The sequence below is a fragment of the Planococcus sp. ISL-109 genome (assembly GCF_018613655.1).
Lineage (GTDB): Bacteria > Bacillota > Bacilli > Bacillales_A > Planococcaceae > Planococcus.
In genome coordinates this window covers 1-22050 of sequence record NZ_JAGGPW010000008.1, presented here as the reverse complement: position 1 = coordinate 22050, position 22050 = coordinate 1, and the positions used below count along the sequence as shown (strand labels likewise).

20 protein-coding genes and 1 pseudogene are annotated in these 22050 nt (G+C 49.2%); 11 read left to right on the top strand and 10 right to left on the bottom strand.

Annotation, left to right across the window (positions count from 1 at the left end):
* Positions 1–11 precede the first annotated feature (11 nt).
* From cshA to J7E21_RS09040, 5 genes are all read right to left on the bottom strand, one after another.
* On the bottom strand, positions 12–1529 hold the full coding sequence (cshA, locus tag J7E21_RS09060; RefSeq protein WP_215106837.1) for a degradosome RNA helicase CshA: 1518 nt from the start codon (positions 1527–1529) through the stop codon (positions 12–14).
* A gap of 342 nt (positions 1530–1871) precedes the next feature.
* Positions 1872–2567 carry an alpha/beta hydrolase gene (locus J7E21_RS09055; RefSeq protein ID WP_215106836.1) on the bottom strand — a complete coding sequence of 232 codons (696 nt, stop codon included), beginning with the start codon at positions 2565–2567 and terminating at the stop codon, positions 1872–1874.
* A complete protein-coding gene (locus J7E21_RS09050) occupies positions 2564–3922 on the bottom strand; it encodes a UDP-N-acetylmuramoyl-tripeptide--D-alanyl-D-alanine ligase (RefSeq protein ID WP_215106834.1) in 1359 nt (452 codons plus the stop codon). Before J7E21_RS09050 ends, J7E21_RS09055 begins: the two co-directional genes overlap by 4 nt.
* A 13-nt stretch (positions 3923–3935) precedes the next feature.
* Entirely contained in the window at positions 3936–5006 is a 1071-nt protein-coding gene (locus tag J7E21_RS09045; protein ID WP_215106832.1) for a D-alanine--D-alanine ligase, read from the bottom strand.
* Positions 5007–5194: 188 nt separating this feature from the next.
* Positions 5195–5965, bottom strand: a complete 771-nt coding sequence (locus J7E21_RS09040) for a hypothetical protein (RefSeq protein ID WP_215106830.1) — start codon at positions 5963–5965, stop codon at positions 5195–5197.
* A gap of 239 nt (positions 5966–6204) precedes the next feature.
* Between J7E21_RS09040 and J7E21_RS09035 the strand changes: the two genes are divergently transcribed.
* The gene (locus J7E21_RS09035; protein WP_215106828.1) at positions 6205–7389 is read left to right on the top strand and encodes an FtsW/RodA/SpoVE family cell cycle protein; all 1185 of its coding nucleotides are present in this window, start codon (positions 6205–6207) and stop codon (positions 7387–7389) included.
* 121 nt (positions 7390–7510) lie between these two features.
* On the opposite strand, the gene J7E21_RS09030 is transcribed toward J7E21_RS09035, so the two are convergent.
* Positions 7511–7654, bottom strand: coding sequence for an Lmo0850 family protein (locus J7E21_RS09030; protein WP_215106826.1), 144 nt, complete (start codon positions 7652–7654; stop codon positions 7511–7513).
* Positions 7655–7940: 286 nt separating this feature from the next.
* Here J7E21_RS09030 and J7E21_RS09025 point away from each other — a divergent pair, with 286 nt between their 5' ends.
* The 4 genes from J7E21_RS09025 (at position 7941) to J7E21_RS09010 (ending at position 12317) form a co-directional block, all read left to right on the top strand.
* A complete protein-coding gene (locus J7E21_RS09025; protein ID WP_215106824.1) occupies positions 7941–8264 on the top strand; it encodes a metal-sensing transcriptional repressor in 324 nt (107 codons plus the stop codon).
* A gap of 54 nt (positions 8265–8318) precedes the next feature.
* Positions 8319–8540 carry a copper chaperone CopZ gene (gene copZ, locus J7E21_RS09020; RefSeq protein WP_215106822.1) on the top strand — a complete coding sequence of 74 codons (222 nt, stop codon included), beginning with the start codon at positions 8319–8321 and terminating at the stop codon, positions 8538–8540.
* Between the two features lie 66 nt (positions 8541–8606).
* The gene (locus J7E21_RS09015; RefSeq protein WP_215106820.1) at positions 8607–10994 is read left to right on the top strand and encodes a heavy metal translocating P-type ATPase; all 2388 of its coding nucleotides are present in this window, start codon (positions 8607–8609) and stop codon (positions 10992–10994) included.
* A 141-nt stretch (positions 10995–11135) separates the two neighbouring features.
* Positions 11136–12317, top strand: coding sequence for an MFS transporter (locus tag J7E21_RS09010; RefSeq protein WP_251047927.1), 1182 nt, complete (start codon positions 11136–11138; stop codon positions 12315–12317).
* Positions 12318–12360: 43 nt separating this feature from the next.
* On the opposite strand, the gene J7E21_RS09005 is transcribed toward J7E21_RS09010, so the two are convergent.
* The 4 genes from J7E21_RS09005 to J7E21_RS08990 form a co-directional block, all read right to left on the bottom strand.
* Entirely contained in the window at positions 12361–12678 is a 318-nt protein-coding gene (locus tag J7E21_RS09005) for a DUF5658 family protein (protein WP_215106816.1), read from the bottom strand.
* A gap of 87 nt (positions 12679–12765) precedes the next feature.
* Complete coding sequence (locus J7E21_RS09000) at positions 12766–13620, bottom strand: SDR family oxidoreductase (protein ID WP_215106815.1); 855 nt, start codon at positions 13618–13620, stop codon at positions 12766–12768.
* Positions 13621–13749: 129 nt separating this feature from the next.
* Positions 13750–13938 (bottom strand): hypothetical protein, encoded by a 189-nt coding sequence (locus J7E21_RS08995; RefSeq protein WP_215106814.1) that lies wholly within the window; start codon positions 13936–13938, stop codon positions 13750–13752.
* A 63-nt stretch (positions 13939–14001) separates the two neighbouring features.
* Complete coding sequence (locus J7E21_RS08990; protein ID WP_215106813.1) at positions 14002–15123, bottom strand: NAD(P)/FAD-dependent oxidoreductase; 1122 nt, start codon at positions 15121–15123, stop codon at positions 14002–14004.
* A gap of 166 nt (positions 15124–15289) precedes the next feature.
* Between J7E21_RS08990 and J7E21_RS08985 the strand changes: the two genes are divergently transcribed.
* From J7E21_RS08985 to J7E21_RS08960, 6 genes and pseudogenes are all read left to right on the top strand, one after another.
* Complete coding sequence (locus J7E21_RS08985; protein ID WP_215106812.1) at positions 15290–16135, top strand: MBL fold metallo-hydrolase; 846 nt, start codon at positions 15290–15292, stop codon at positions 16133–16135.
* Between the two features lie 171 nt (positions 16136–16306).
* Positions 16307–17572: a glycosyltransferase gene (locus J7E21_RS08980; RefSeq protein ID WP_215106811.1), complete on the top strand. Its 1266-nt coding sequence runs from the start codon at positions 16307–16309 to the stop codon at positions 17570–17572.
* On the top strand, positions 17514–18233 hold the full coding sequence (locus J7E21_RS08975; protein WP_353047762.1) for an HAD-IIB family hydrolase: 720 nt from the start codon (positions 17514–17516) through the stop codon (positions 18231–18233). The genes J7E21_RS08980 and J7E21_RS08975 overlap by 59 nt, the downstream gene beginning before the upstream one ends.
* 166 nt (positions 18234–18399) lie before the next feature.
* Positions 18400–19230, top strand: coding sequence for a squalene/phytoene synthase family protein (locus tag J7E21_RS08970; RefSeq protein ID WP_215106809.1), 831 nt, complete (start codon positions 18400–18402; stop codon positions 19228–19230).
* 180 nt (positions 19231–19410) lie between these two features.
* Positions 19411–20865, top strand: coding sequence for a cardiolipin synthase (cls, locus tag J7E21_RS08965; RefSeq protein WP_215106807.1), 1455 nt, complete (start codon positions 19411–19413; stop codon positions 20863–20865).
* Positions 20866–21864: 999 nt separating this feature from the next.
* A pseudogene (locus J7E21_RS08960) lies at positions 21865–22050 on the top strand (IS5/IS1182 family transposase); the annotation flags it as partial.

Here is a 22050-nt window from a genome sequence, read left to right as displayed (position 1 = left end):
ATGATTAATTTTTAAGATTCGTGACGGCGAGTGCGTCCAGGACGCCCTCCGCCTGAAGGACGGCTTGAGCTTGAAGAAGAAGACTCACGTTTTCCTTTGTAGCCTCCACCGCCGGATGGACGTCCGCCAGTGCTGCTTTTGCCTTTGTAGCCACCGCCAGAAGAGCGGCCGCCGCCTCCTTTACCTTTGTAACCTCCACCGCCGCGGGACGGCAATGGACGCTCTTCAGTAATTGAGACCGGAGCATCTTCCGGGTCTTTTGTAATCGTTTTGAGAGCTGCTGCAACCAAGTCAACCGCATCATTTTTTTCCAGCAATTCAGCTGCAAATTCACGGTAGTTGCCAAGGTTATTCTTCTCAGTCATTGTCTGTAATTGTTCCATAGCAACACGTTGTTGTCCAAGAACCGCTTCACCAGCAGTTGGTGGAATCAACTCCTGCATTTTCTTTTTCGTTGTTCTTTCAACAATCGCCAAGTAGCCCATCTCGCGTGGTGTTACGAGTGTGACCGCTACGCCTTTTTTACCTGCACGGCCAGTACGGCCGATACGGTGAACATAGCTTTCTGGATCTTGTGGGATGTCGAAGTTGTAGACATGCGTGACGCCTGAAATATCCAGGCCGCGTGCTGCAACATCAGTTGCGACAAGAACGTCGATTTTGTTTGATTTGAATTGCTTCAAAACAGACATACGCTTCGCTTGGCTAAGGTCGCCGTGAATTCCTTCAGCTAAGTAGCCGCGGAGATTCAACGCGTGTGCCAGTTCATCAACCCGGCGCTTTGTGCGTCCGAAGACGATTGCAAGCTCAGGTTGTTGAACGTTCATCAAGCGGGAAAGGATGTCGAATTTTTCGCGTTCTACTGATTTTACGAAGAACTGCTCGATGTTTTCGACAGTCATTTCTTTCGACTTGATTTTAACGATTTCAGGCGTCTTCATGAATTTTTCTGCGATGCGGCGGATTGCATCCGGCATTGTAGCAGAAAACAGAAGTGTCTGACGGGATTCAGGGACATTCGACATGATTGACTGAATGTCTTCGATGAAGCCCATGTTCAGCATTTCATCAGCTTCGTCCAATACGAGCGTGTTGACGTTCTCGAGTTTCAACGTGCGGCGGTTGATGTGGTCAAGCAAGCGACCAGGTGTGCCGACGATGATTTGCGGACGATTTTTCAAAGCGCGGATCTGACGGCCGATTTCTTGGCCACCAAATACGGACAAAATACGCACGTTTTTGTCTTTACCTAGGTTGTAAAGTTCTTCAGAAACCTGGATTGCCAATTCGCGTGTCGGTGCAATGACTAGCCCTTGCACATTTCCGTCACGGGTGTCGACTTTTTCGATCAACGGAATACCGAAAGCGGTTGTTTTACCAGTACCTGTTTGTGCTTGCCCGATAATGTCTTTGCCTTCCATGCCAAGACGGATTGTACCTTCTTGAATAGGTGTCGCTTCCTCAAAGCCCATGCGTCGTACGGATTTCAATGTTGTTTCGCTGATGTTTAGTTCTGTAAATTTAACCAAATTTTTTCAATCTCCTTTTGTCTTCATCTTATTTACAAATGGTACACATTTTAGATGAATTTATGACAAGGTCGAGCCTTTTTAGTAGGAACTTTCACGTCGAAAATCATACTCTGAAGTTTCACGTCCAGAGGGGATGTGTGAACAGGAAAAGCTCGGTCGTTGCCGAGCGGTCTGCACAGCGGGGTTTTTTGTCGCCCCATTAAGTAGCACAAACCGTTTATGCTCAAAAAAAACCTCTTCACCAGGGAAGAGTGTCTCAAAAATGTATCCATTGCTCTAAATAGAGTAACACGGTTTACTGAGACATGCAATTGATATGCAAAGGTTCCAATTATCAGTTTACTGTCCATCTCTCATGAACTTCAATGTTTTTAAAAACCAATCGGCCGAATCTTCGCTATAGCAGATCAAATGCCTTCCTGTCTCTGAATGGTGCAAATGCTTCTCACTGGAACCGAGCCGGTCGAAGATATGCTCGGCTGCTGAAGGTGGAACGACTCCATCTTTATCCCCTTGGACGATAAAAACCGGCAAGTCGATCAGGTGATAATATGGTTCTACCAGTTTAACGACCCGTAAAAACTCCATTGCCGACCGCAGCGGGGTGTTGCGGAATTTATATTCATATAGATGGAAGCCGGCATTTTTATCGATCCGCCCACTCACCACATCCCACATTGCCTTGCGCACTTCTTCCCCTAGCTGCACCGGGCTGATATATTTCACCGCAGCGCTCAACAAAACGAGCCGGTCGATTTTATAGCGCATCGACAAATACAGTGCGATCAAACCACCCATCGAAAATCCGACGATGATGATGCGGTCTGCTTTCGCTTTCAAGCGCTTGAGCGCCAGTTCCGCTTCCATCATCCACACTTCGGCACTTTGCTCGCCAAGCGTGAGCTTTTCGCCGTGCCCTGGCAAAGTCGGAATTTCGATGATCCAGTCTGTATGGTCAGTTAAATAGTCCGCAAAAGGTTCTACTTCGAACGGTCCACCGGTAAATCCATGAATGCATAACACTCCGGTTTTCATTGTACTGTGAACGGCTCGATGACTTTTTCCAGCGCCATGCCGCGTGATCCCTTAACTAGCACCGCCGAATCTTTGCCGACATTCTTCTTCAATAGATCGATAATCGGCCCGTAATCGTCTTCACTCCACAACAGCTTGCCTTCATATGAAGAAACCAGTTTATCGTAAAGCCATTTCATACGCGGACCGTATAGGCAGACGCCCGCAATTTCAGGGCCGATCGAGCTTTTCAGTTCTTCGTGGAAACGCTGCTCGTCTTCGCCGAGTTCCAGCATATCGCCGAGCACAACCCATTTCTCATCTTTCATCGTCGTTTCGCGGATAAAGTTCAATGCGGCTTTGACGGATGTCGGCGCTGCGTTATAAGCGTCGTTGATGAAAACCGCTCCGTTGTCGGCAGACACAAGCTGCATGCGCATATCGGTAAGCGCCGCATTTTTCAGCGAACGGCGAATCTCCTCTTCCGTAAGCCCTGCTTCCAGCGCGATCAAAATCGCGGACAGCGTGTTTTTCACTTGATGTTCACCAAGCACTGGAATTGAAAACGCTGCGTCGATGATGCCATTGACCAAGAAGCTGCTGCCGTCTTCGGTCGCTTTGATATCGGTCACGCTCAATTCATTGTCGGGGCCAAAGCCGAACGACACCGCTTGTGTGAAATCTTCGACAAACGGCAGTAATAGCGGCTCATCGCCGTCGTAGAACAATTTGCCGTGCGGCTCGAGGCCGGCGACAATTTCAAACTTCGCTTCTGCAATGCCTTCACGCGAACCGAGGTCCTGCATATGAGCCTCGCCGATATTGGTGATGACGGCATAATCCGGGCGCGCCATTTCCGACAAAAATCGGATTTGCCCAAACCCGCTCATTCCCATCTCTAGCACCACATACTTCGTGTCTTCATCCAAAGACAGGATCGTTAGCGGAAGCCCGAGTTCGTTATTGAAATTCCCTTGTGTTTTCTGCACTTTGTAATAAGGCTTCAACACACTCGCCACTAGATCTTTCGTTGACGTTTTGCCGTTGGATCCGGTAATGCCGATGACTGTCGCTTTTAATTCATTGCGGTAAGCACGCGCCATTTCCTGAAGCGCCTTTTCGCAATCATCGACAAATAACAGCGGCAAGTCAGACGGCGGGTCCGGCTCATCGTTTTGCCATAATGAAGCGGCAGCTCCCGCTTCGATCGCATAACGGACATATTTGTGGCCGTTGGTGTTTTCACCGCGGAACGGAATGAACAAATCGCCCGGCTTCAGCGTCCGCGTATTGATCGATACGCCAGTCACTTCAATCCCTTTTACCGTTGTTTTGATATTCAGCCATTCGGCTATTTGTTCAATCGTTTTTTTCATAGGTTCTCCCCACTCAATCCATTTTAAATTGCAGTAATTGTTTTTCTTCGTAACGCTCGATGGCTAGTGTAATCAGCTTTTCAATCAGTTGCGAATACTCCACACCTGTATGCTGCCAAAGAAGCGGGAACATGCTGTAAGGTGTAAAGCCCGGCAATGTATTGACTTCGTTGATGATGATGCGGTGATCATCTGTGACGAAAAAGTCCGCTCGCACCAGTCCAGAGCAGTCGAGAATTTTAAAAGCTTTTTTTGCGTCAACAACAAGTTGCGCATATACATTTTCCGGAAGTTCCGCCGGGATAATCATTGCGGTATTACCATCTTTATATTTCGCCTGGTAATCATAGAACGCTTTCAACGGTTTGATTTCTCCCGCAACCGAGCATTCCGGTTCGTCGTTTCCGAGCACGCCGACTTCGATTTCACGGCCGACAACGCCTTGTTCGATGACGATTTTGCGGTCGAATTTCAGCGCTTCTTCTACCGCTGAAATGAGTTCTTCGCGAGTTTCCGCTTTGCTGATCCCAACACTTGAGCCAAGGTTCGCGGGTTTCACGAAGACCGGCCATGAAAGTTCCGCTTCCACTTTATCCGACCAGAAATCCTGTCTGTTTTTCCAGTCGCGGCGCAGGAAATAAACGTATGGTGTCTGTGTCAGGCCAGCTTGTTCGAACAATTGCTTCATGACCACTTTGTCCATGCCGGCAGAAGATGCCAAAACACCGTTTCCAACATATGGCAAGTTCATCACTTCAAGCAAGCCTTGTACTGTGCCGTCTTCTCCGTTCGGGCCGTGCAGAAGCGGGATGACGACGTCGAGTCCAGCATTTTCTGAATCTGCTAAAAAACCGGAAATGTCGTTTTTGCGCTCTTGGTCTCCCGGCAATTGCAGCTCTTCAATAGAAGAAACAGGTCCTTCGAGCGGTGAACCTTTGCGCCATTCGCCTTCTTGCGTTATGTAGATCGGGTAGACTTCGTACTTATCAAAATCAAGCGCTTTTGAAAAGGCGCTGGCTGTCGTTAACGATACTTCATGTTCCGCGGATTTGCCGCCGTATAAAAGCCCAATTCTTTTCTTCATCCTAGACCCTCATTTCATTTTGCATATTGCTTAGTTTATCACGAACCCCGTCGCGCGAAAAATCTTTTGTCAACTGCTAATGATTTTCAATCTCGCTGTGCGATACAGATCTGCGTCGTGTATCCTCGGAATGGGAACAATCAATTTAGTGCTGCACACAACAAAAAATGCCTAGAACAGACTAGGCATCATCTCCATCCCTTCAGTTTGCGGTCGTAAATGATCCGTCCCGACAGCGGCTTTCGCATCGTGTCGTCCAGGTCATGCCAAAACTCGTCCATAAAACCGATCTCGCCGACCGTTCGGACGTGGAGTTCGATGGTGTTTTTCGTTTTTTCCGGATCGGCAAGCGATAGCAATACGCCTTCACCCAAATCCCGGCGGAGCTTGTGGAATTGCTCTTTCGGCAGTTCCGGAATCAGGTCTTTCATCCGGCGGCGGAAAAAGTTTTGGCCGTTCGCTTCTTTGCGGATTATTTGCGTGAAATGATTGGCGATCAATCCCTCCAGCTTTTCCATGCGGCGGAAATAGATTTTCGTCAATTCCTTTTCTTCTCCCGCCAAATACGCATATTCGTTTTGCAGCGTTGTAAAGAAAGGGCTTTTCACCGGCTCTTTTTTATGGCCCAAATACAGCAATTCTGCCTGTTCTTGCGCCGTCAGCGAGTTCAGCTGTTTTTCACTGCGAAAATCGACCCAGCAAAATTCGCCAGTGCGATTGGACCTCGCCCGTTTCAATTGCCCGTATTCCTCACGCGTCGCAAAATCCAGGTGAGTGTGCATATTAAAAGAAGCTTCCTCATACGGATGCTTTAAAAGCAACAAATTCTCCGGCTTATCGATAGCTTCAAGAAAATGCGCAAAGCTAAGGCCGCTGAACAGTGCCATCCGCTCTGATTCACTTACGTAGATATATAGATGCTGTATGTAAAAATCCGTCTTCAACGGTTTCTTGTCCATGTGTCCAACTCCATTTCAATCTTCCTCGTTCATTATACGGCTTGCGCGTTCTTTAGGAAACATTCCTGTTTCCAATTCGTCATTACTTTGAGCCCGCTTTAGCGGGCAGTAGAACCACTAACAATCAGGGGGAATTGAATACCCCCATTAGATTGAAGTTTCTTTTTATCATGCGCACAAGTTGTGCGAATGCTGTATAATGATGTGCGTTATAGAATACGAAAAATAGGTGAATTGATATGCAAACTAACAAGGGCTTTTCTGATCGTTTTGATTGGTCGCTCACATTTATAATATTTCTTTTTTTCATCGTCAGCTTGGTCGCTATCTCGTCTGCCCAGACTTCCGGGCAATACTTGACCAATTTTGTGCCGCGCCAAGCGCTGTTTTATATCGTGTCCGCCGGGATGATTGCCGTGTTGATGTATTTCGATACCGACCAATACAAAAAAATGGCGTATTATTTATACGGCGCCGGCATTCTTCTGCTATTTGTATTGATGATTGCACCGGATGGACCAGGGCAGATCGCCCAACCGATCAATGGGGCAAAAGCCTGGTTCCACACGCCGTTCGTCAACCTCCAGCCGGCCGAGTTTATGAAAACCTTCTATATTCTAGCGCTGGCGAAAATGATTTCTTCTCATCACGAGACACATTTGTTGAACACGCTTAAAAGCGATTTGCTGTTGCTCGGGAAAATCGCGGCCATGCTCGCCCCTCCGCTCGGCTTTATCCTTCTGCAGCCGGACCTTGGAACTGCGCTCGTCTTCATTGCGATCACGCTGGCCATTGTCGTCGTCTCGGGTATTTCGTGGAAGATCATTGTGCCAAGTTTCGGGGGCGTCGCGTTCATCGGGGTCACCTTGTTATGGATGACGCTCAATATGCAAGATCTTTTGGGGCGTTTCGGATTAAAGCCTTATATGTTCGAGCGTGTCTACACATGGCTTGACCCTTACTCCTATGCGGAATCAGGCGGCTACAACCTGATTGCTGCCTTGAACGCCATCGGATCCGGCGAAGTGTTCGGCAAAGGCTACCAAGGACGTCAAGTGTATGTTCCAGAAAGCCATACCGACTTTATCTTCACCGTCATCTCGGAAGATTTCGGGTTTATCGGAGCAAGTGCCGTCATTATTCTGTTCTTTATGCTCATTTACCATTTGACGAAAATAACTCTGCAGTTCAAAGATACGTTCAGCACCTATGTATGTGCCGGAATTATCGCGATGATCACATTCCACGTATTCCAAAACATCGGCATGACGATCCAATTGCTGCCGATTACCGGTATTCCGCTGCCGTTCATCAGCTACGGCGGCAGTTCCTTGATCGGCAATATGCTGGCGCTCGGCATAGTGTTCAGCATGCGCTTCCATCACAAAAATTATATGTTCGACAGTTCTCAACAAAACTCATAAAGAGAAACTTCAATCAGCAAGGGTTCTTCATCCCCTGCTGATTGTCAGTTGATCCAATCCAACTTTTACGGACCGTAAAAGCGGAATAAAAAAACTCCGACGCAATTGCGCCGGAGTTTTTTTATGAAGAATGGGATTGCACATGCGGAGGCTGCGGCAAAGACAAAGTTTTGCTCAGCTCTACACGCGATTTTGTAATGGTCGCTTGGACTCCCAATTTCGCCAATTTGGATACCACGTTGCGAATCTCTCCATTTTTCATCATCCATGATCACCTCTTTAGGTTAGGAATTATTGCTGGTGGACTTTATGCAGATATCGCAGTTTTTGATCGTATCATTCGAAAAATTTGACTTTTCCTTAGCTACGTATATAATACCATCATTTCAGGGTTTCAAACGTATCAATTTGATGACAAATGCAAAGTTTGAGTTAATATCTTGAACCATATACCCCCTTTAGGTATACTGGGTGTGTAAAATCAAATTCTATCGTTAGTTCCAGAGCGTCAAATATCGGTTGTCGCCAATCGAAAAATGGAGGGGTTTTGGATGAGTGAAGTAATCGAGGAAATGCCCATCTCTGATAATGCCTGCAGAAAAAGCCACCACCCCCTTTCGGTGAAGCGGGATTTGACCAATCGCTTAAACCGGATTGAAGGGCAAGTCCGCGGCATTAAAGGCATGGTGGACCGGGATGTCTATTGCGATGACATCATCACCCAGCTGGCAGCTACACAATCTGCATTAAACAGCGTGACGAAAGTGTTGCTCGATGGCCATTTAAAAGGTTGTGTGAAAGATCGGCTGGCATCGGGCGATGATGAAGTTCTCGATGAATTGCTCATCACCTTCCAAAAGCTGATGCGGAAATAATCAACGATCCACAGGAGCTGCTCTCAGCCCCTCAATCATAAGGAGGAATTATTCATGAAAGAACAAGTTCATTTGCAAGTAAGCGGCATGAGCTGCCAACATTGCGTAAAAGCGGTAGAAGACAGCGTCGGCGCATTGGCCGGAGTAGAAAAAGTAGATGTTTCACTTGATCAAGGTGCGGTTGATGTAACATACGATAGCGCGAATTTAGATGTGGCACAAATCGCCTCCGCAATCGAAGATCAAGGGTACGACGTGGCAGCATTAAGCGAATAACTGCGGAGACGCAGTTATTTTTTTCAATACAATATACCCCTATAAGGTATAAAGGTGGGATAGGCGATGTCAACTAAACAAACGGAATTGCCGATTACTGGCATGACCTGTGCCGCTTGTGCGAGCCGGGTCGAAAAAGGCTTGCAGAAGCTTCCCGGTGTGTCTCAAGCAACGGTCAATTTCGCGACGGAAAAAGCATCCGTCAATTTCGATGATGAACAATCCAATTTAAGTGATTTACATCACAAAGTCGAGCAGCTCGGCTACGGCATCCAGCAGGAAGAAATCGATTTTTCGATTCAAGGCATGACGTGTGCAAACTGTTCTGCACGAATCGAAAAAGCGTTGAACCGAATGGATGGTGTCGAAAATGCGACGATCAACTTAGCGCTCGAAAGTGGCCATGTTGTCTATACCCCAGGCACGCTGGTCCCGGAAGATTTCGTCCAAAAGATCCAATCGCTCGGCTATGACGCCATACTTGAACAAGACCAGCAAGAAGCGACCGATTACAAAGAGCAGGAAATCAAGAAAAAGACACGCCTGTTCTGGATTTCGGCTGCGTTGTCGTTCCCGCTCTTGTGGACAATGTTCAGCCATTTCACTTTCACGTCATGGATGTACGTTCCAGACTTTTTGATGAACCCGTTCGTGCAATGGGCTCTCGCGACACCCGTGCAGTTCTGGGTCGGGGCGACTTTCTATAAAGGTGCATACTTCGCCTTGAAGAACAAAAGCGCCAATATGGACGTACTGGTCGCACTCGGTACATCGGCCGCCTATTTCTATAGCGTCTATCTCGTGCTCGCAAACTTAGGGATGGGACATAATATGGGCTTGTATTTCGAGACCAGCGCCGTATTGATCACATTGATCGTCCTCGGGAAAGTATTTGAAGCACGCGCGAAAGGCCGCTCGTCCGATGCCATCAAAAAATTGATGAAATTGCAGCCGCAGCATGCGCTCATCGAACGCGGCGAAGAGTTTGTCAGCGTGCCGATCGCGGAGGTCAAAGAAGGCGACGTTCTATTGATCAAACCAGGCGCCTCCATCCCCGTCGATGCGGCCGTCGTCTCCGGCAGTTCTGCAGTCGATGAATCGATGCTGACCGGTGAAAGCTTGCCGGTCGATAAAACTTCGGGGGATGCGGTTTATGCCGCCACCGTCAACGCCAATGGCTCCTTGAAAGTACGCGCCGACAAAATCGGCAAAGACACGGTGCTATCGAATATCATCCGCGTCGTCGAACAAGCACAAGGATCAAAAGCGCCCATTCAGCGACTGGCCGATCAGATTTCGGGGGTTTTTGTGCCGATCGTGGTCGGAATTGCGATTGTGACGTTTTTGTCTTGGTATTACCTGGTCGCACCAGGTAATTTCGGAGCTGCGCTGACCAGCACGATCGCCGTCCTCGTCATCGCCTGCCCTTGTGCGCTCGGATTGGCTACGCCGACATCGATCATGGCCGGTTCCGGACGCGCCGCCGAACAAGGCGTTTTGTTCAAAACGGCAGAATCATTGGAAACAACGAAACATATCGATACGATTGTGCTCGATAAAACCGGCACCATCACAAACGGACAGCCGGTCGTAACAGATTTTGTTGTGGCACCAGGCACGGATGCCGAGCGAGTGAAACAACTTGCCGCCAGTGCCGAGCGCGAATCCGAACATCCCGTCGCCCAAGCGATCGCAGATTTCGGTGATGCATTGTTGCCCGTCAGCCATTTCGAAGCGGTGCCGGGACACGGCATTAAAGCGACAGTCGACGGACAGGCCATTTTAGTCGGCAACCGGCGCCTGCTCGAAGGCATCCGTGTTGATGAGCAAGCAGCTGAAAAGTTGGAACAAGACGGCAAGACCGCCATGTTTATCGCCGTTGATGGAAAATACGCGGGTCTTGTCGCTGTCGCGGATACGATCAAGGATTCCGCAAAAGCGGCGATCGAAGAAATGAAGCGCATGGGACTGCGTGTCGTCATGCTGACCGGCGACCAGCAGCGCACCGCTGATGCCATCGCAAGGCAAGTCGGTATCGATGAAGTCGTCGCGGGCGTCTTGCCTGCGGAAAAAGCCGGGCATATCACCAAGCTGCAGGAGCAAGGCCGCAAAGTCGCCATGGCCGGCGATGGCTTGAACGATGCTCCGGCGCTTGCGACAGCCGACATCGGCATGGCCATGGGCACCGGCACTGCAATCGCCATGGAAGCTGCCGATATCACCTTGATGCAAGGCGATTTGATGCGTGTCGCGGATGCGGTGCGTATGAGCCGGCTGACTGTCCGCAACATTAAGCAGAACCTGTTTTGGGCACTCGCTTATAATTCCGTTGGCATCCCGATTGCCGCAGCTGGGTTCCTCGCTCCTTGGCTTGCCGGTGCGGCGATGGCGTTCAGTTCCGTCTCCGTCGTCATGAATGCCCTTCGTTTGCAGCGGGTCAAATTGAATAAATAACGAATCATCCACAAGCTCCCAGCCGCACTTGGCGCCGGGAGCTTTTTTTCATTGCCTGTCTTTTTTCTGCTGCCGTTGTTCTGCGGAAGAAACAAGAGTAAAATGAAAACAATAGTCTCTGTAGAAAGCAGGAATTTCCTCATGAAGAAAACCATTCTTTTGCTAATGTCCGTCCAATTTTTCGTTTATCTCGGTTTTGGCCTCATCATTCCGATACTTCCCGAAGTGATCATCCAGCAAGGCTACTCTAACATCCACGTTGGTGGCTTGATCACCATATACGCACTTTCTTCTTTTTTCACCGCTCCGCTATGGGGCAAATTATCCGACCGTACCGGCCGCAAGAAATTGATTTTGGTCGGGCTCGCCGGATTTGCTGCCAGCTTTTTCCTGTTCTCGCTATTTCTTGATAACCTCGTGCTGCTCTATATGTCACGCATCATCGGCGGTTTATTTTCCGGTGCGCTTTACACCGCCGTGACAGGCTATGTCGCGGATATTACGACTGATGAAGAACGCAATAAATACATGGGGCTTCTCGGCATGTCTATCGGGCTAGGCTTTATTTTCGGCCCGGCGATCGGCGGCTTGCTCGGCACGATCTCGCTGTCGCTGCCGTTTACCGCATCCGCCGCATTGGTGCTGTTGCTGATGGTCTACGCCTCCATCGTCTTGAAAGAGCCGTTGCGTAAAGGGGAAGCCGTCAAGCGCAAGCTGCTGCCAAAAGGTGCCAGCATGCTGTGGCAGTACCGTATCCGTTATTTATTCCTGTTTTCCTTTATGGTGACTTTCCTGCTCGCAGGTCTTGAGTCGACATTCCAATTGTTCCAGATTGACCAGATCCAGATTACGCCACTACAGCTCGGCTACCTTTTCATGGCCTCCGGCTTTGTCGATGCCGTCATCCAAGGCGGTGTCGTCCGCCGTATCAAGAACGGGACCGAAACGCAGTGGATCATCGGCGCCCAAATCGTCACCGCCATCGGCTTGCTGTTATTGCCGTTTACGACGAGTTTGATTTTTGCAGGGGTCGCGCTCAGTATTTTCACCGCCGGAAACGCTTTGGCGAGGACCGCTCTCGTGTCGCTCACTTCCAAAGAAGCGGGCGGCAAATACGGAACCGCAGCCGGCATGACGTATTCGATGGATAATCTAGGGCGTATTATCGGGCCGCTGTTCTTCACGTGGCTACTGACGATGCAGTCCGGCGCCATCTATTATTTATCCGGTTCGCTCGCGCTCTTGAGCATTATTTTAATCGGCCTGTTCAAAGCTTCACAAAAATCATTGCGGAGTGAAGCTGCCGACCAAACACCAGCATAACAAATCCCCCGACAACGCATTGTTGTCGGGGGATTTTATCTGGTCATAGATAAACAAGAGTCAGCCACGTGATGTGTAAAGCGAGTATGCCGAAATATAATACATTCACGGCCAACAGAAAATAACGCCAAAAGCGGGATTGCAGCCGGACGAGTGACGTGAGGAGGAAAGAGGCGAGACAGGCGGATAACAATACTTTAATCATGAAGATCGTCAAAGGGGTTAGTGAACGTAGCAGTGGATTTGCTTCTTCGATGGCTCCTGCCAGCAGTCCCCAATAAGTCAAAAAACCATCCGCTCCATTTAAGATTACCAAGGTCCAAATCGGTTTCTTTAACGGCGTATTCGGTTGAATGGCCATATTCTACACCTCTGCTCTCTGTCAATTTTTATTTTTTTGTAAAAAAAATACATTCAATCAGCGAAACTGATTGAATGCCTAAAAAGCTTAATATGGCGTGCCTCCGTTGATATGGAGCACTTGTCCTGTTACGTATGATGAATCATCGGAAGCTAAGTACACATAGCCCGGTGCCAGTTCAGCCGGCTGGCCTGGCCGGCCGAGCGGCGTTCCGGATCCAAAGCCTTCGACGTCTTCTGCCGCGAAGGAAGCCGGAATGAGCGGCGTCCAAATCGGGCCTGGCGCTACCCCGTTCACCCGGATGCCCTCTTTCGCGAGCGATCCGGACAAGGCGCGGGTAAATGCTAAGATGGCGCCTTTCGTTGAAGAATAATCGATCAAGCTAGGCTCGCCTTTGAACGCGGTGATCGATGTCGTGTTGATGATCGAAGCGCCCGGCTTCAAGTGATCAAGCGCGGCTTTTGTCAGGTGGAACATGCTGAAGACGTTGGTGCGGAAGGTTTTCTCCAGCTGCTCCGCGGTGATGTCTTTCAGCGACTGCTGGACATGCTGTTCGGCTGCGTTGTTGACTAATACGTCGAGTTTTCCGAACTCGTTGATCGTTTGATCGACTAATTGTTTGCAAAACGCTTCATCGCCGATATCTCCAGCCACGAGAAGGCATTTGCGCCCTTCTCTTTCCACGAGCTGCTTCGTTTCTTCTGCATCTTCATGTTCATCGAGATACGCAACGACCACATCAGCTCCTTCTTTGGCGAATGCCAGCGCCACTGCGCGCCCAATTCCGCTGTCGCCTCCGGTCACGAGTGCGACTTTGCCCGGCAGGCGGTGAGCCGCTCCTGCTAAATTGCCGCTAAAGTCCGGACGCGGCTCCATTTCGTTTTCAAAGCCAGGCTGGTGGTCCTGATGCTGCGCCGGCACTTTTTCCACTTTGTCTTTCATCGTGTATCTCCACCTTTTCCGAATTTTTGCTGTTTCCTCCGCTTTTCCCCTTCCAGCTTCTCCTAAAACATGGCATTGCTCAAACCCAAAAACCAGCCATCTCTTCGCACAGAGATGGCTGGTTTTGGTTTATGATAAAACTTTTTGAAGCGGTTTTTCTGCCAGTTCCGGATACGCTTCCCGAATGATCGAGGGGCGCATATTATAGGCCGTCAAAACATACCCGGTCGGCACCAAGCCATAGAGCAAACCGAACAGCAAATAACCGAGCCGCATCATCAACACGAGCAGATAGATGACATTGCTCCAGTAGGACAAACCGGCACAAGGGCAGTGAAACGCCGGCGAGCAACAGCGACATGACCAAAATGACGCTTTTCCTTATTTTAAATCACTGAAAGCTTCTTCGATTTCGTAAAGGCTGACGTCAATATCGGGCGTCTCTCCGATTGCTAGCTTGGCGAGTTGCATGCCGAGGTACGGCCCTGCCGTGAGACCCGATGAGCCAAGTGCGTTGGCGGCGAAAAGCCGCGTTTGCCCCGGCACTTGCCCGATGAACGGCAACGCGCTCAGTGTCGCCGGGCGGAATCCGGTGGCGGCGCCTGTGAATTCAGCAGCCGCAAGACCCGGCGCCACGTCCAATGTTTTCTCCAGAATATGAAAAATGCCGCCCGCTGTCAGCTTTTCGTCAAAGCCGGCATCATTTTCATGGGTCGCCCCTGCGACGATGCGGCCGTCCTCGAACGGAACGATGTATTGTCCGAACGGCACCATCGCCACCGGCCAGTCGCCTGTATTCCCATCACTTGTTTGCAAATGCAAAATCTGCGCTTTTTGCGGAACGACTTTCAACTCAAGGCCGAGCGGTTTGAACAACTCCGCCGCCCAAGCACCACCTGCCGAGACGATTGCTTGTGCAAATAGTTGCTCGCCATCCACTTCCACGCCGATTGCCTGCTTGTCTTCGATCAGCAGTTTGGCGTCCCCAGAGATGATGGTTGCGCCTAAACGTTTGGCGGATCGAATGAGCGCATCCCGCACCGATGCTCCGTCAACACGCGCCGCACCGCTCACATACAGTGAGCCGAAGCGGTCGCCGGCATACGGAAAGCGCAGTTTGGTCTGTTCTGCGGTGAGGCGTTCGATATCGCCCATCTCTGGGGATCCTGCTTGCCGCTCGCGCGCTTTTTGTTCCATCTTGTCGAGCTTCGAGTCCTCGTGGATGCTGACGATGCCGACTTGCTTATAGCCGGTCTGTTGTTCACCGAGCGCTTCGAGTTCTTTGATCAATAGCGGGTAATAGGCCGCTCCGTTTGATGCCAGCTTATACCACGCCTGGTTGCGGCGCTGGGAAATCCATGGGCAGACAATGCCCGCTGCCGCCCCTGTCGCCTGTCCGCGGTCCGCGCGGTCGATCAACGTAACTCGGCTTCCTGCTTTCGCTGCATAATAAGCCGTCGCTGCTCCGACAATCCCGGAACCAATGATGATAATCGATTTCATTTAGTTGCACCTGACTTCCTTGACGATCTTGCTTCTATTCTACCGAAGCGCAGCCAGAGACTCAAATCCCGCGCGATTCGAGCTGGGCTTGATTGGAAACTGGAATTTCGGGTAAAGCAGTGATAGAAGAAAATCCAGTTTATCCAATAAGGAGGAATTGAATTTTATGGAACGCAGCACAGAAACTGATGCAATCATGCCGATGACTTCCGTACGCAGCGGATCAGGGATGGAACTTGCCCCGGACACGTATTACTACACGACGCAAATTTCCAATGTTTTTCTGATCGGCAATCCCGAAATCAGCCCACGCTGGGTATTGGTCGATGCCGGCATGCCACGGTCAGCGGAGAAAATCTTAAAAGCTGCCGAAAAACGCTTTGGGCCGGATCATCAACTGCAATCGATATTGCTGACGCACGGCCATTTTGACCACGTCGGCGGACTCATCGATATTTTGGAAAAACATCCGGTTCCGGTGTATGCCCACAAAGACGAATTCCCGTATTTGACCGGAACAGAAAATTATCCTGAACCAGATGCCGGTGTCGAAGGTGGGCTCGTCGCGAAAATGTCCAAAACCTTCCCGGTACAGGCCATCGACATCTCCGAGCATTTAGTGGAGTTGCCGGCTGACGGCAGCTTGCCGGATCTGCCGGATTGGCGCTGGCTTCACACCCCTGGACACACGCAAGGCCATGTATCCTTCTACAAAGACACCAGCCGCTTGTTGCTTGCGGGAGATGCATTTGCCACTGTGAAACAAGACTCCCTGTACAAAGTGATCCGCCAGAAAAAAGAAGTCCACGGCCCACCGGTATATCTGACGACTGATTGGCGCGCCGCATGGGAATCCGTCTGCAAGTTGGCTGATTTGGAACCGTCCATTGCCGCAACCGGCCACGGCAAGCCGATGAAAGGTTCTGCTCTTGCTGAAGGATTAGTCGACTTGGCAAATCATTTCCCTGATGTCGCCGTCCCATCCCACGGGAAATTTGTCCATACGAAATAATCATCGGAAAGAGCGCCTATTCGGCGCTCTTTTTTTCATGTTTTTCTTGCTTTCCTGAAAAATAATTCAACTTTTCTGAAAATACGTTTAACTTTACCTAAATTTGGGTATACTTATAAAGTGCTCTCATCTCTTTTTTGGGGAGTAAAATATGAACGGAGATGAACGACAATGAACAAAAAAGTGCTTTTTGTATCAGATCATGGCGATCCATTGGCAAAGCTCGGCGGCAAACAAGCTGGCGGCCAAAACAATTACGTTAAGCAATTGGCACTCGCTCTTGAAGCTAGAGGGTGGCAGGTGGATGTCGTCACCCATTGGTGCGATGCAAGTACCCCACAGATTGAAGCTTTCGGCGAACGCTGCCGTGTAATTCGTGTGGAATCCGGCTTTAAAGGATTCGTTTCGAAAAATGAAATGTATTCCATGCTTCCGGCATTCTATGAAGAAATGAAGCGCTTATTGCCGCTTTCCACATATGATATCGTCCATACCCATTACTGGCTTTCGGGATTAATCGGCAAAAAGCTTAAAGAAGAATTCGGGCTGCCGTATATCCATACATCCCACTCACTTGGCTGGGCTAAAGAAGAAGCGACCGGTACGCACGATGCCCGCCGCGAAAAAGCAGAGGAAACCGTTCTTTCGCACAGCGACCATATTTTAGCGACCACCAATACAGAAAAACAAGTGATTAAAGAAAATGTTTCTGCCTCTTCTCCCATCTCAGTAATCCCCATCGGAGTCGACGAGGCGTTTCGCGTCCGCGGCAGCCGCCACCATATCCGTAAAAAATTCGGCTACGAGGATCCCCTCTTCGTTTTTGCTGGACGCCTGGAAGCAACAAAAGGCATCTTCACGTTATTAAAAGCCTTTAAGCTGCTGACAGAGAAAAGCGGCAACCGGTACACGCCTGCACTGGTGATCGCTGGCGGTGAACCTGATGCAATCGATAAGGAAACCGCCTTACCGAAAGATCCGGAGCTGCGCGAAGCGGTAAAAGGCATTGAACAATACGTCCGCTTTGTCGGCCCTCAAAACCAAGAGCAATTGGCGCTTCTTTTCAACTCAGCAACTGCAACGATCGTCCCGAGCTTCTACGAATCTTTCGGCATGGTTGCAGCTGAAGCGCAAGCTTGCGGCAGCCCGGTCATCGCTTCGAAAGTCGGCGGTTTGAAAAATGTTGTCGAAGATGGCGTCAGCGGCTTGCTGATCGAATCACAGAACGAAATCGATTTGGCCATTGCGATGGAAGTGCTGTCCGTCAACGCGCTATTGGTCGAACGCCTTAGCCGCCAAGCGGTGCGCATCGCACGCAAAGATTTCAACTGGGACAGCATCTCGAAAAGAATAAATACATTGTATGAGGTGATCATTCGTGAACGGAGCAACACACTTGCTGGCAACCGATTTAGACGGAACTTTAGTCGGGGATAAAGCCGGACTTCGGGAACTGTTGGATTTCTATGAAGAACAGCCTTACGAAGTCGGGTTGATCTATATTACAGGCCGGCATTTGGCTTCTGCACAAACGCTAATAAACGATGAACAGCTTCCCATACCAAAAGCGCTCATCACCGATGTCGGCACCGAAATTTATATGGGAGCCGGTTTTGAAAAAGATGGAAACTGGGAAGCCCTATTGATGCGTAATTGGATGCCAGCGCGTGTTGAAGCGATCGCAAAGGGCATTACCGGTATCCACAAGCAGGATTTGCCGGTCGACAGCCGGCGTTCTTATCACGTAACCGACCCCCAAGCCGTGGAGCAATTCCGCAGCTTGCTGCAACAACATGCTGTCCCCCATAAGCTGATCTTCAGCGGCGGAAAAGATCTAGACATACTGCCTCCGCAAAGCGGAAAAGGGCAAGCGCTCCAATATTTGCTCGAGCGATATGAAATTTCTGGCGCCAAGTTATTAGTTGCCGGCGACTCCGGAAACGATCTGGAAATGCTGACGCTCGGCTTTCCGTCTGTCATCGTCGGAAACGCACAACCCGAACTCCAACAGCACAGGCAACACCCGCTCATTTACCGCGCCAACCGTCATTGTGCGGGCGGAATTTACGAAGCCTGGACCCATTTCCACGCAGACTGAACCCTTTGGAGACGCATGTCTTTCAAAGGGTTTTCTGTTGTCTAGACAGGTAATCATTTGTTTTTCCGGCAATTTCGTTTATATTTAGAAGGAAGACATTTTACGAATCAATTTGATTATGCCCATACATATGCACTTTCAAAACAAGTGCAAAGGAGGACTGAAGATGAGCAAAGTCGCCAATCTGCAAAAAGAATCCCTCGCGATGCTAAAACAAACGAGCCGCACCTTTTTCATTCCGATCAGCTTTTTGGATCCTGTCCTGAAGAAAACCGTCGGCTCCGCCTATTTGTGCATGCGCGCAATCGACGAAATCGAAGATCATCCCGAGCTTCCAGCTGAAGTGAAAGCGTCTCTTCTGCGCTCCGTCCAACATATGCTCGAAACAGAGATTGATGAAAAGGAATACGAGGCGCTTGTCGCTCCGTACGCGGACTACTTGCCGTCCGTGACGATGCGGCTTCCGGACTGGATCGAAGTGTGTCCAGTTGAAATCCGGGGGAAAGTGCTCGAATCGACGGCCATCATGGCTGGCGGCATGGCCAAATGGGTCGAAAAAGACTGGGTCATCCACACACGTGAAGACTTGGATGATTATACGTATTACGTCGCTGGACTCGTCGGCGTGATGCTTTCCGATCTTTGGAGATGGCATGATGGCACCGAAACGGATACAGAACTTGCCATCGGCTTTGGCCGCGGGTTGCAGGCTGTCAATATGCTGCGCAACTACGACGAAGATTACGAGCGCGGCGTCACATTCGTTCCAGATGGCTGGACGCGCGACGATATGTTCACGTATGCACGAGAAAACTTGGCGCAAGCCGACCTTTACGTGAAGTCCATTAAAAACAAGCGCATTCTCATGTTCTGCAAAGTTCCCCTTGCACTCGCCCACAGTACGTTAAAAGCGCTCAAATCCGGTAAAGAAAAAATGAGCCGCCAAGAGGTTGAAGGCATTGTCGAGCAATTAAAAAAAGAAGAACGCCTTAGCTGAAGAATTCTGCACTCTAATTATCGAGTGCAGCTTTTTTATTTATCCCGAATTACAAATGCTTTTATTTCAAAAATATTGATTTAAAGTAAACTCCTTCCATTCCGACTACCGCTTTCTTTCAAGCGTCAAACTAGTCTATACTAGATGCAACAGAGTTCGATCGAGAGAGGAAGTAGTGTTATGACCGTGACCATTATTAGTGTCTTGACCGCTGCAATCTTTATCATCAATATTTTCCTTGCAGCGGCGCTGGTGTTTTTAGAACGCCGTGATGCTTCTTCCACTTGGGCATGGCTTTTGGTGTTATTTTTCATCCCGATTGCCGGGTTCTTTGTGTACCTTCTGCTCGGACGCAAGCTGCGCAAAAAAAAGCTATTCAAATGGGAAGGCCGAGAGCGAATCGGCATCGAAAACTTGATTGCCCACCAAATGAACGAAATCCATGACGGCACATTCGACTTCCATGACGGCAACACAAAGGATTACAGCAATTTGATTTATTTGCACCTGCGCAATAACGGCGCTTTGTTGACACAAAACAACCATGTCAAAATCTTTAACGACGGCCGTGAAAAATTCGAGGCCTTGATGCGTGACATCGAACAAGCGAATGACCATATTCACATCCAGTATTATATTTTCCGGCTCGACCATCTCGGCAACCGCATCATGGACGCTTTGATTGCCAAAGCGAATAATGACGTCAAAGTGCGGCTTTTGTATGATGATATGGGATCCCGCAGCTTAAGCAAGCGTCATTTCAAAGAGTTCATAGCAGCAGGCGGCGAAGTGGAAACGTTCTTCCCTTCTAAGCTTCCGCTCATCAACCCGCGTTTGAATTACCGTAACCACCGGAAAATTGTCGTCATCGATGGCAAAGTCGGCTATATCGGCGGCTTTAATGTCGGTGAAGAATACCTCGGTCTCAACCGCCGCTTCGGCTACTGGCGCGATACGCATCTGCGCTTGGAAGGCCCGGCGCTGTACCCGCTGCAAACGCGCTTTATTCTGGACTGGAACCAAGCTTCAGCGCGGCATGACATCGAATACGATGAAGTGTATTTTCCGCAGCAGCCGGAAACCGGCACGACGTCGATGCAGATCGTTTCGAGTGGCCCCGATGAAGAATGGGAACAGATCAAAGACGGGTATTTGAAACTGATTCATGTGGCACGCGAATATATTTACATTCAGACGCCTTACTTCATCCCGGATGCCAGCTTTTACGATGCCTTGCGCATTGCGGCGCTATCAGGTATTGATGTGCGCATCATGATCCCGAACAAGCCGGATCATCCGTTTGTTTACTGGGCGACATTTTCGTATGTCGGCCAGATGCTGCGGGCGGGGGCGCGTATTTTCATCTACGAGAACGGCTTTTTACATACGAAGATGATTGTGGTTGATGATGAGGCGTCTACTGTCGGAACGGCGAATATCGATGTCCGAAGCTTCAAGCTGAATTTCGAAGTGAATGCATTTATTTACGATGAGAAGGTCTCGATGGAGCTTGCCGATTTGTTCAAGCAGGATATGGAGTTGTCGTCGGAGCTGACGCATGAGATGTATATGGCGAGAACTGGCATGATCAAGACGAAGGAATCAATTGCCCGTTTACTCGCACCGATTCTTTGATAAACACGTTTAACCGCTCTTTCCTGTCTGGGAAGAGCGGTTTTTGTTTTGGCAAGTTAAAACTTTTTTATGCAGATATTAAATTTTCATATATAAGTAGCTGGTACTAAGAGATTGCGCTCCAGGCGGACGCTTGGGGCTCGCAGGATGCGACAGGACGTCACGTTTTCAGCTTCCTGGGATTGGCGGGTGTTGAACTTTTATGCCTAAATAGCTAGTGTTAAGAGATTGCGCTTCAACTGCCGCTTTCCGGGGGGCGGGCGGCAGTTTCCGCTCCATCTCTGACTTTATAGTGGCAGAAAGGTTCTTCATCCGCTCAAATTGGGAGACCGTAAAATAGATCTCTCTGCCAGTGAAAAACTTCACAGCACTTTTCGATAACGGAATAAAGTTAAATTTTTTTCATTTCTCATTTAAATCAACTTGACCAGCTACCTAACTGAACATGAACTAGACAAATCAGATATAAAACTCACTTGCTTAACCTAATGAAATATAAAAGAAATATCACACTTCACATAGCATTTCTAATCTTTTCCTGCCGCTTTATTCCACCAAGGAAGCGATTCCCCAAACAGCGGACGAATCTTCTAGAAGCGGATTCAATTCAACACAAAAAAACCAATGAAAAAGAAAAACCGTCTCGCGTAGACGGGTGAGCCGATGCAGTGAGACAAGCGATTTTCTTGGCTCACTGCAAGAGACCAACCCAAAGCGAGACGGCGACTCCGTTCGCGATGCTAAAAATAAACCAGCGACAGATATCCACTCAACAATTCCAACTCAACCTCCCCCAACAGCAAGAAAACGATTCCTCACAAAAAAAAACGGTTGTTTTCCCATACAGGAAAACAACCGTTTCTCTTTTTAAATGAGTTAATTTCATAATTCCGAGCCCTTGCGGCTCTAAGTGTGTAACGCCAAGAAAATAGAGCACCTCCCCAAATCCTGTATAATGGTAGTCACCACAACAAACCAAATCAGGAGGGAAAGCGCTCTATGCCTATTATAAGACAAGATAACCTGTTTGACATGCAGGAATTATTTGAAATGGAACCTACCCATCGATTTAATGCTATTTTCTCGACATTGGAACTGGGTCCGCTTATGCGTATCTTCGACAAGAAGACGCATCGAGGCGCGCCAAGAGAACTCAATTATGGTGCTATGATTTATTCGTTGATC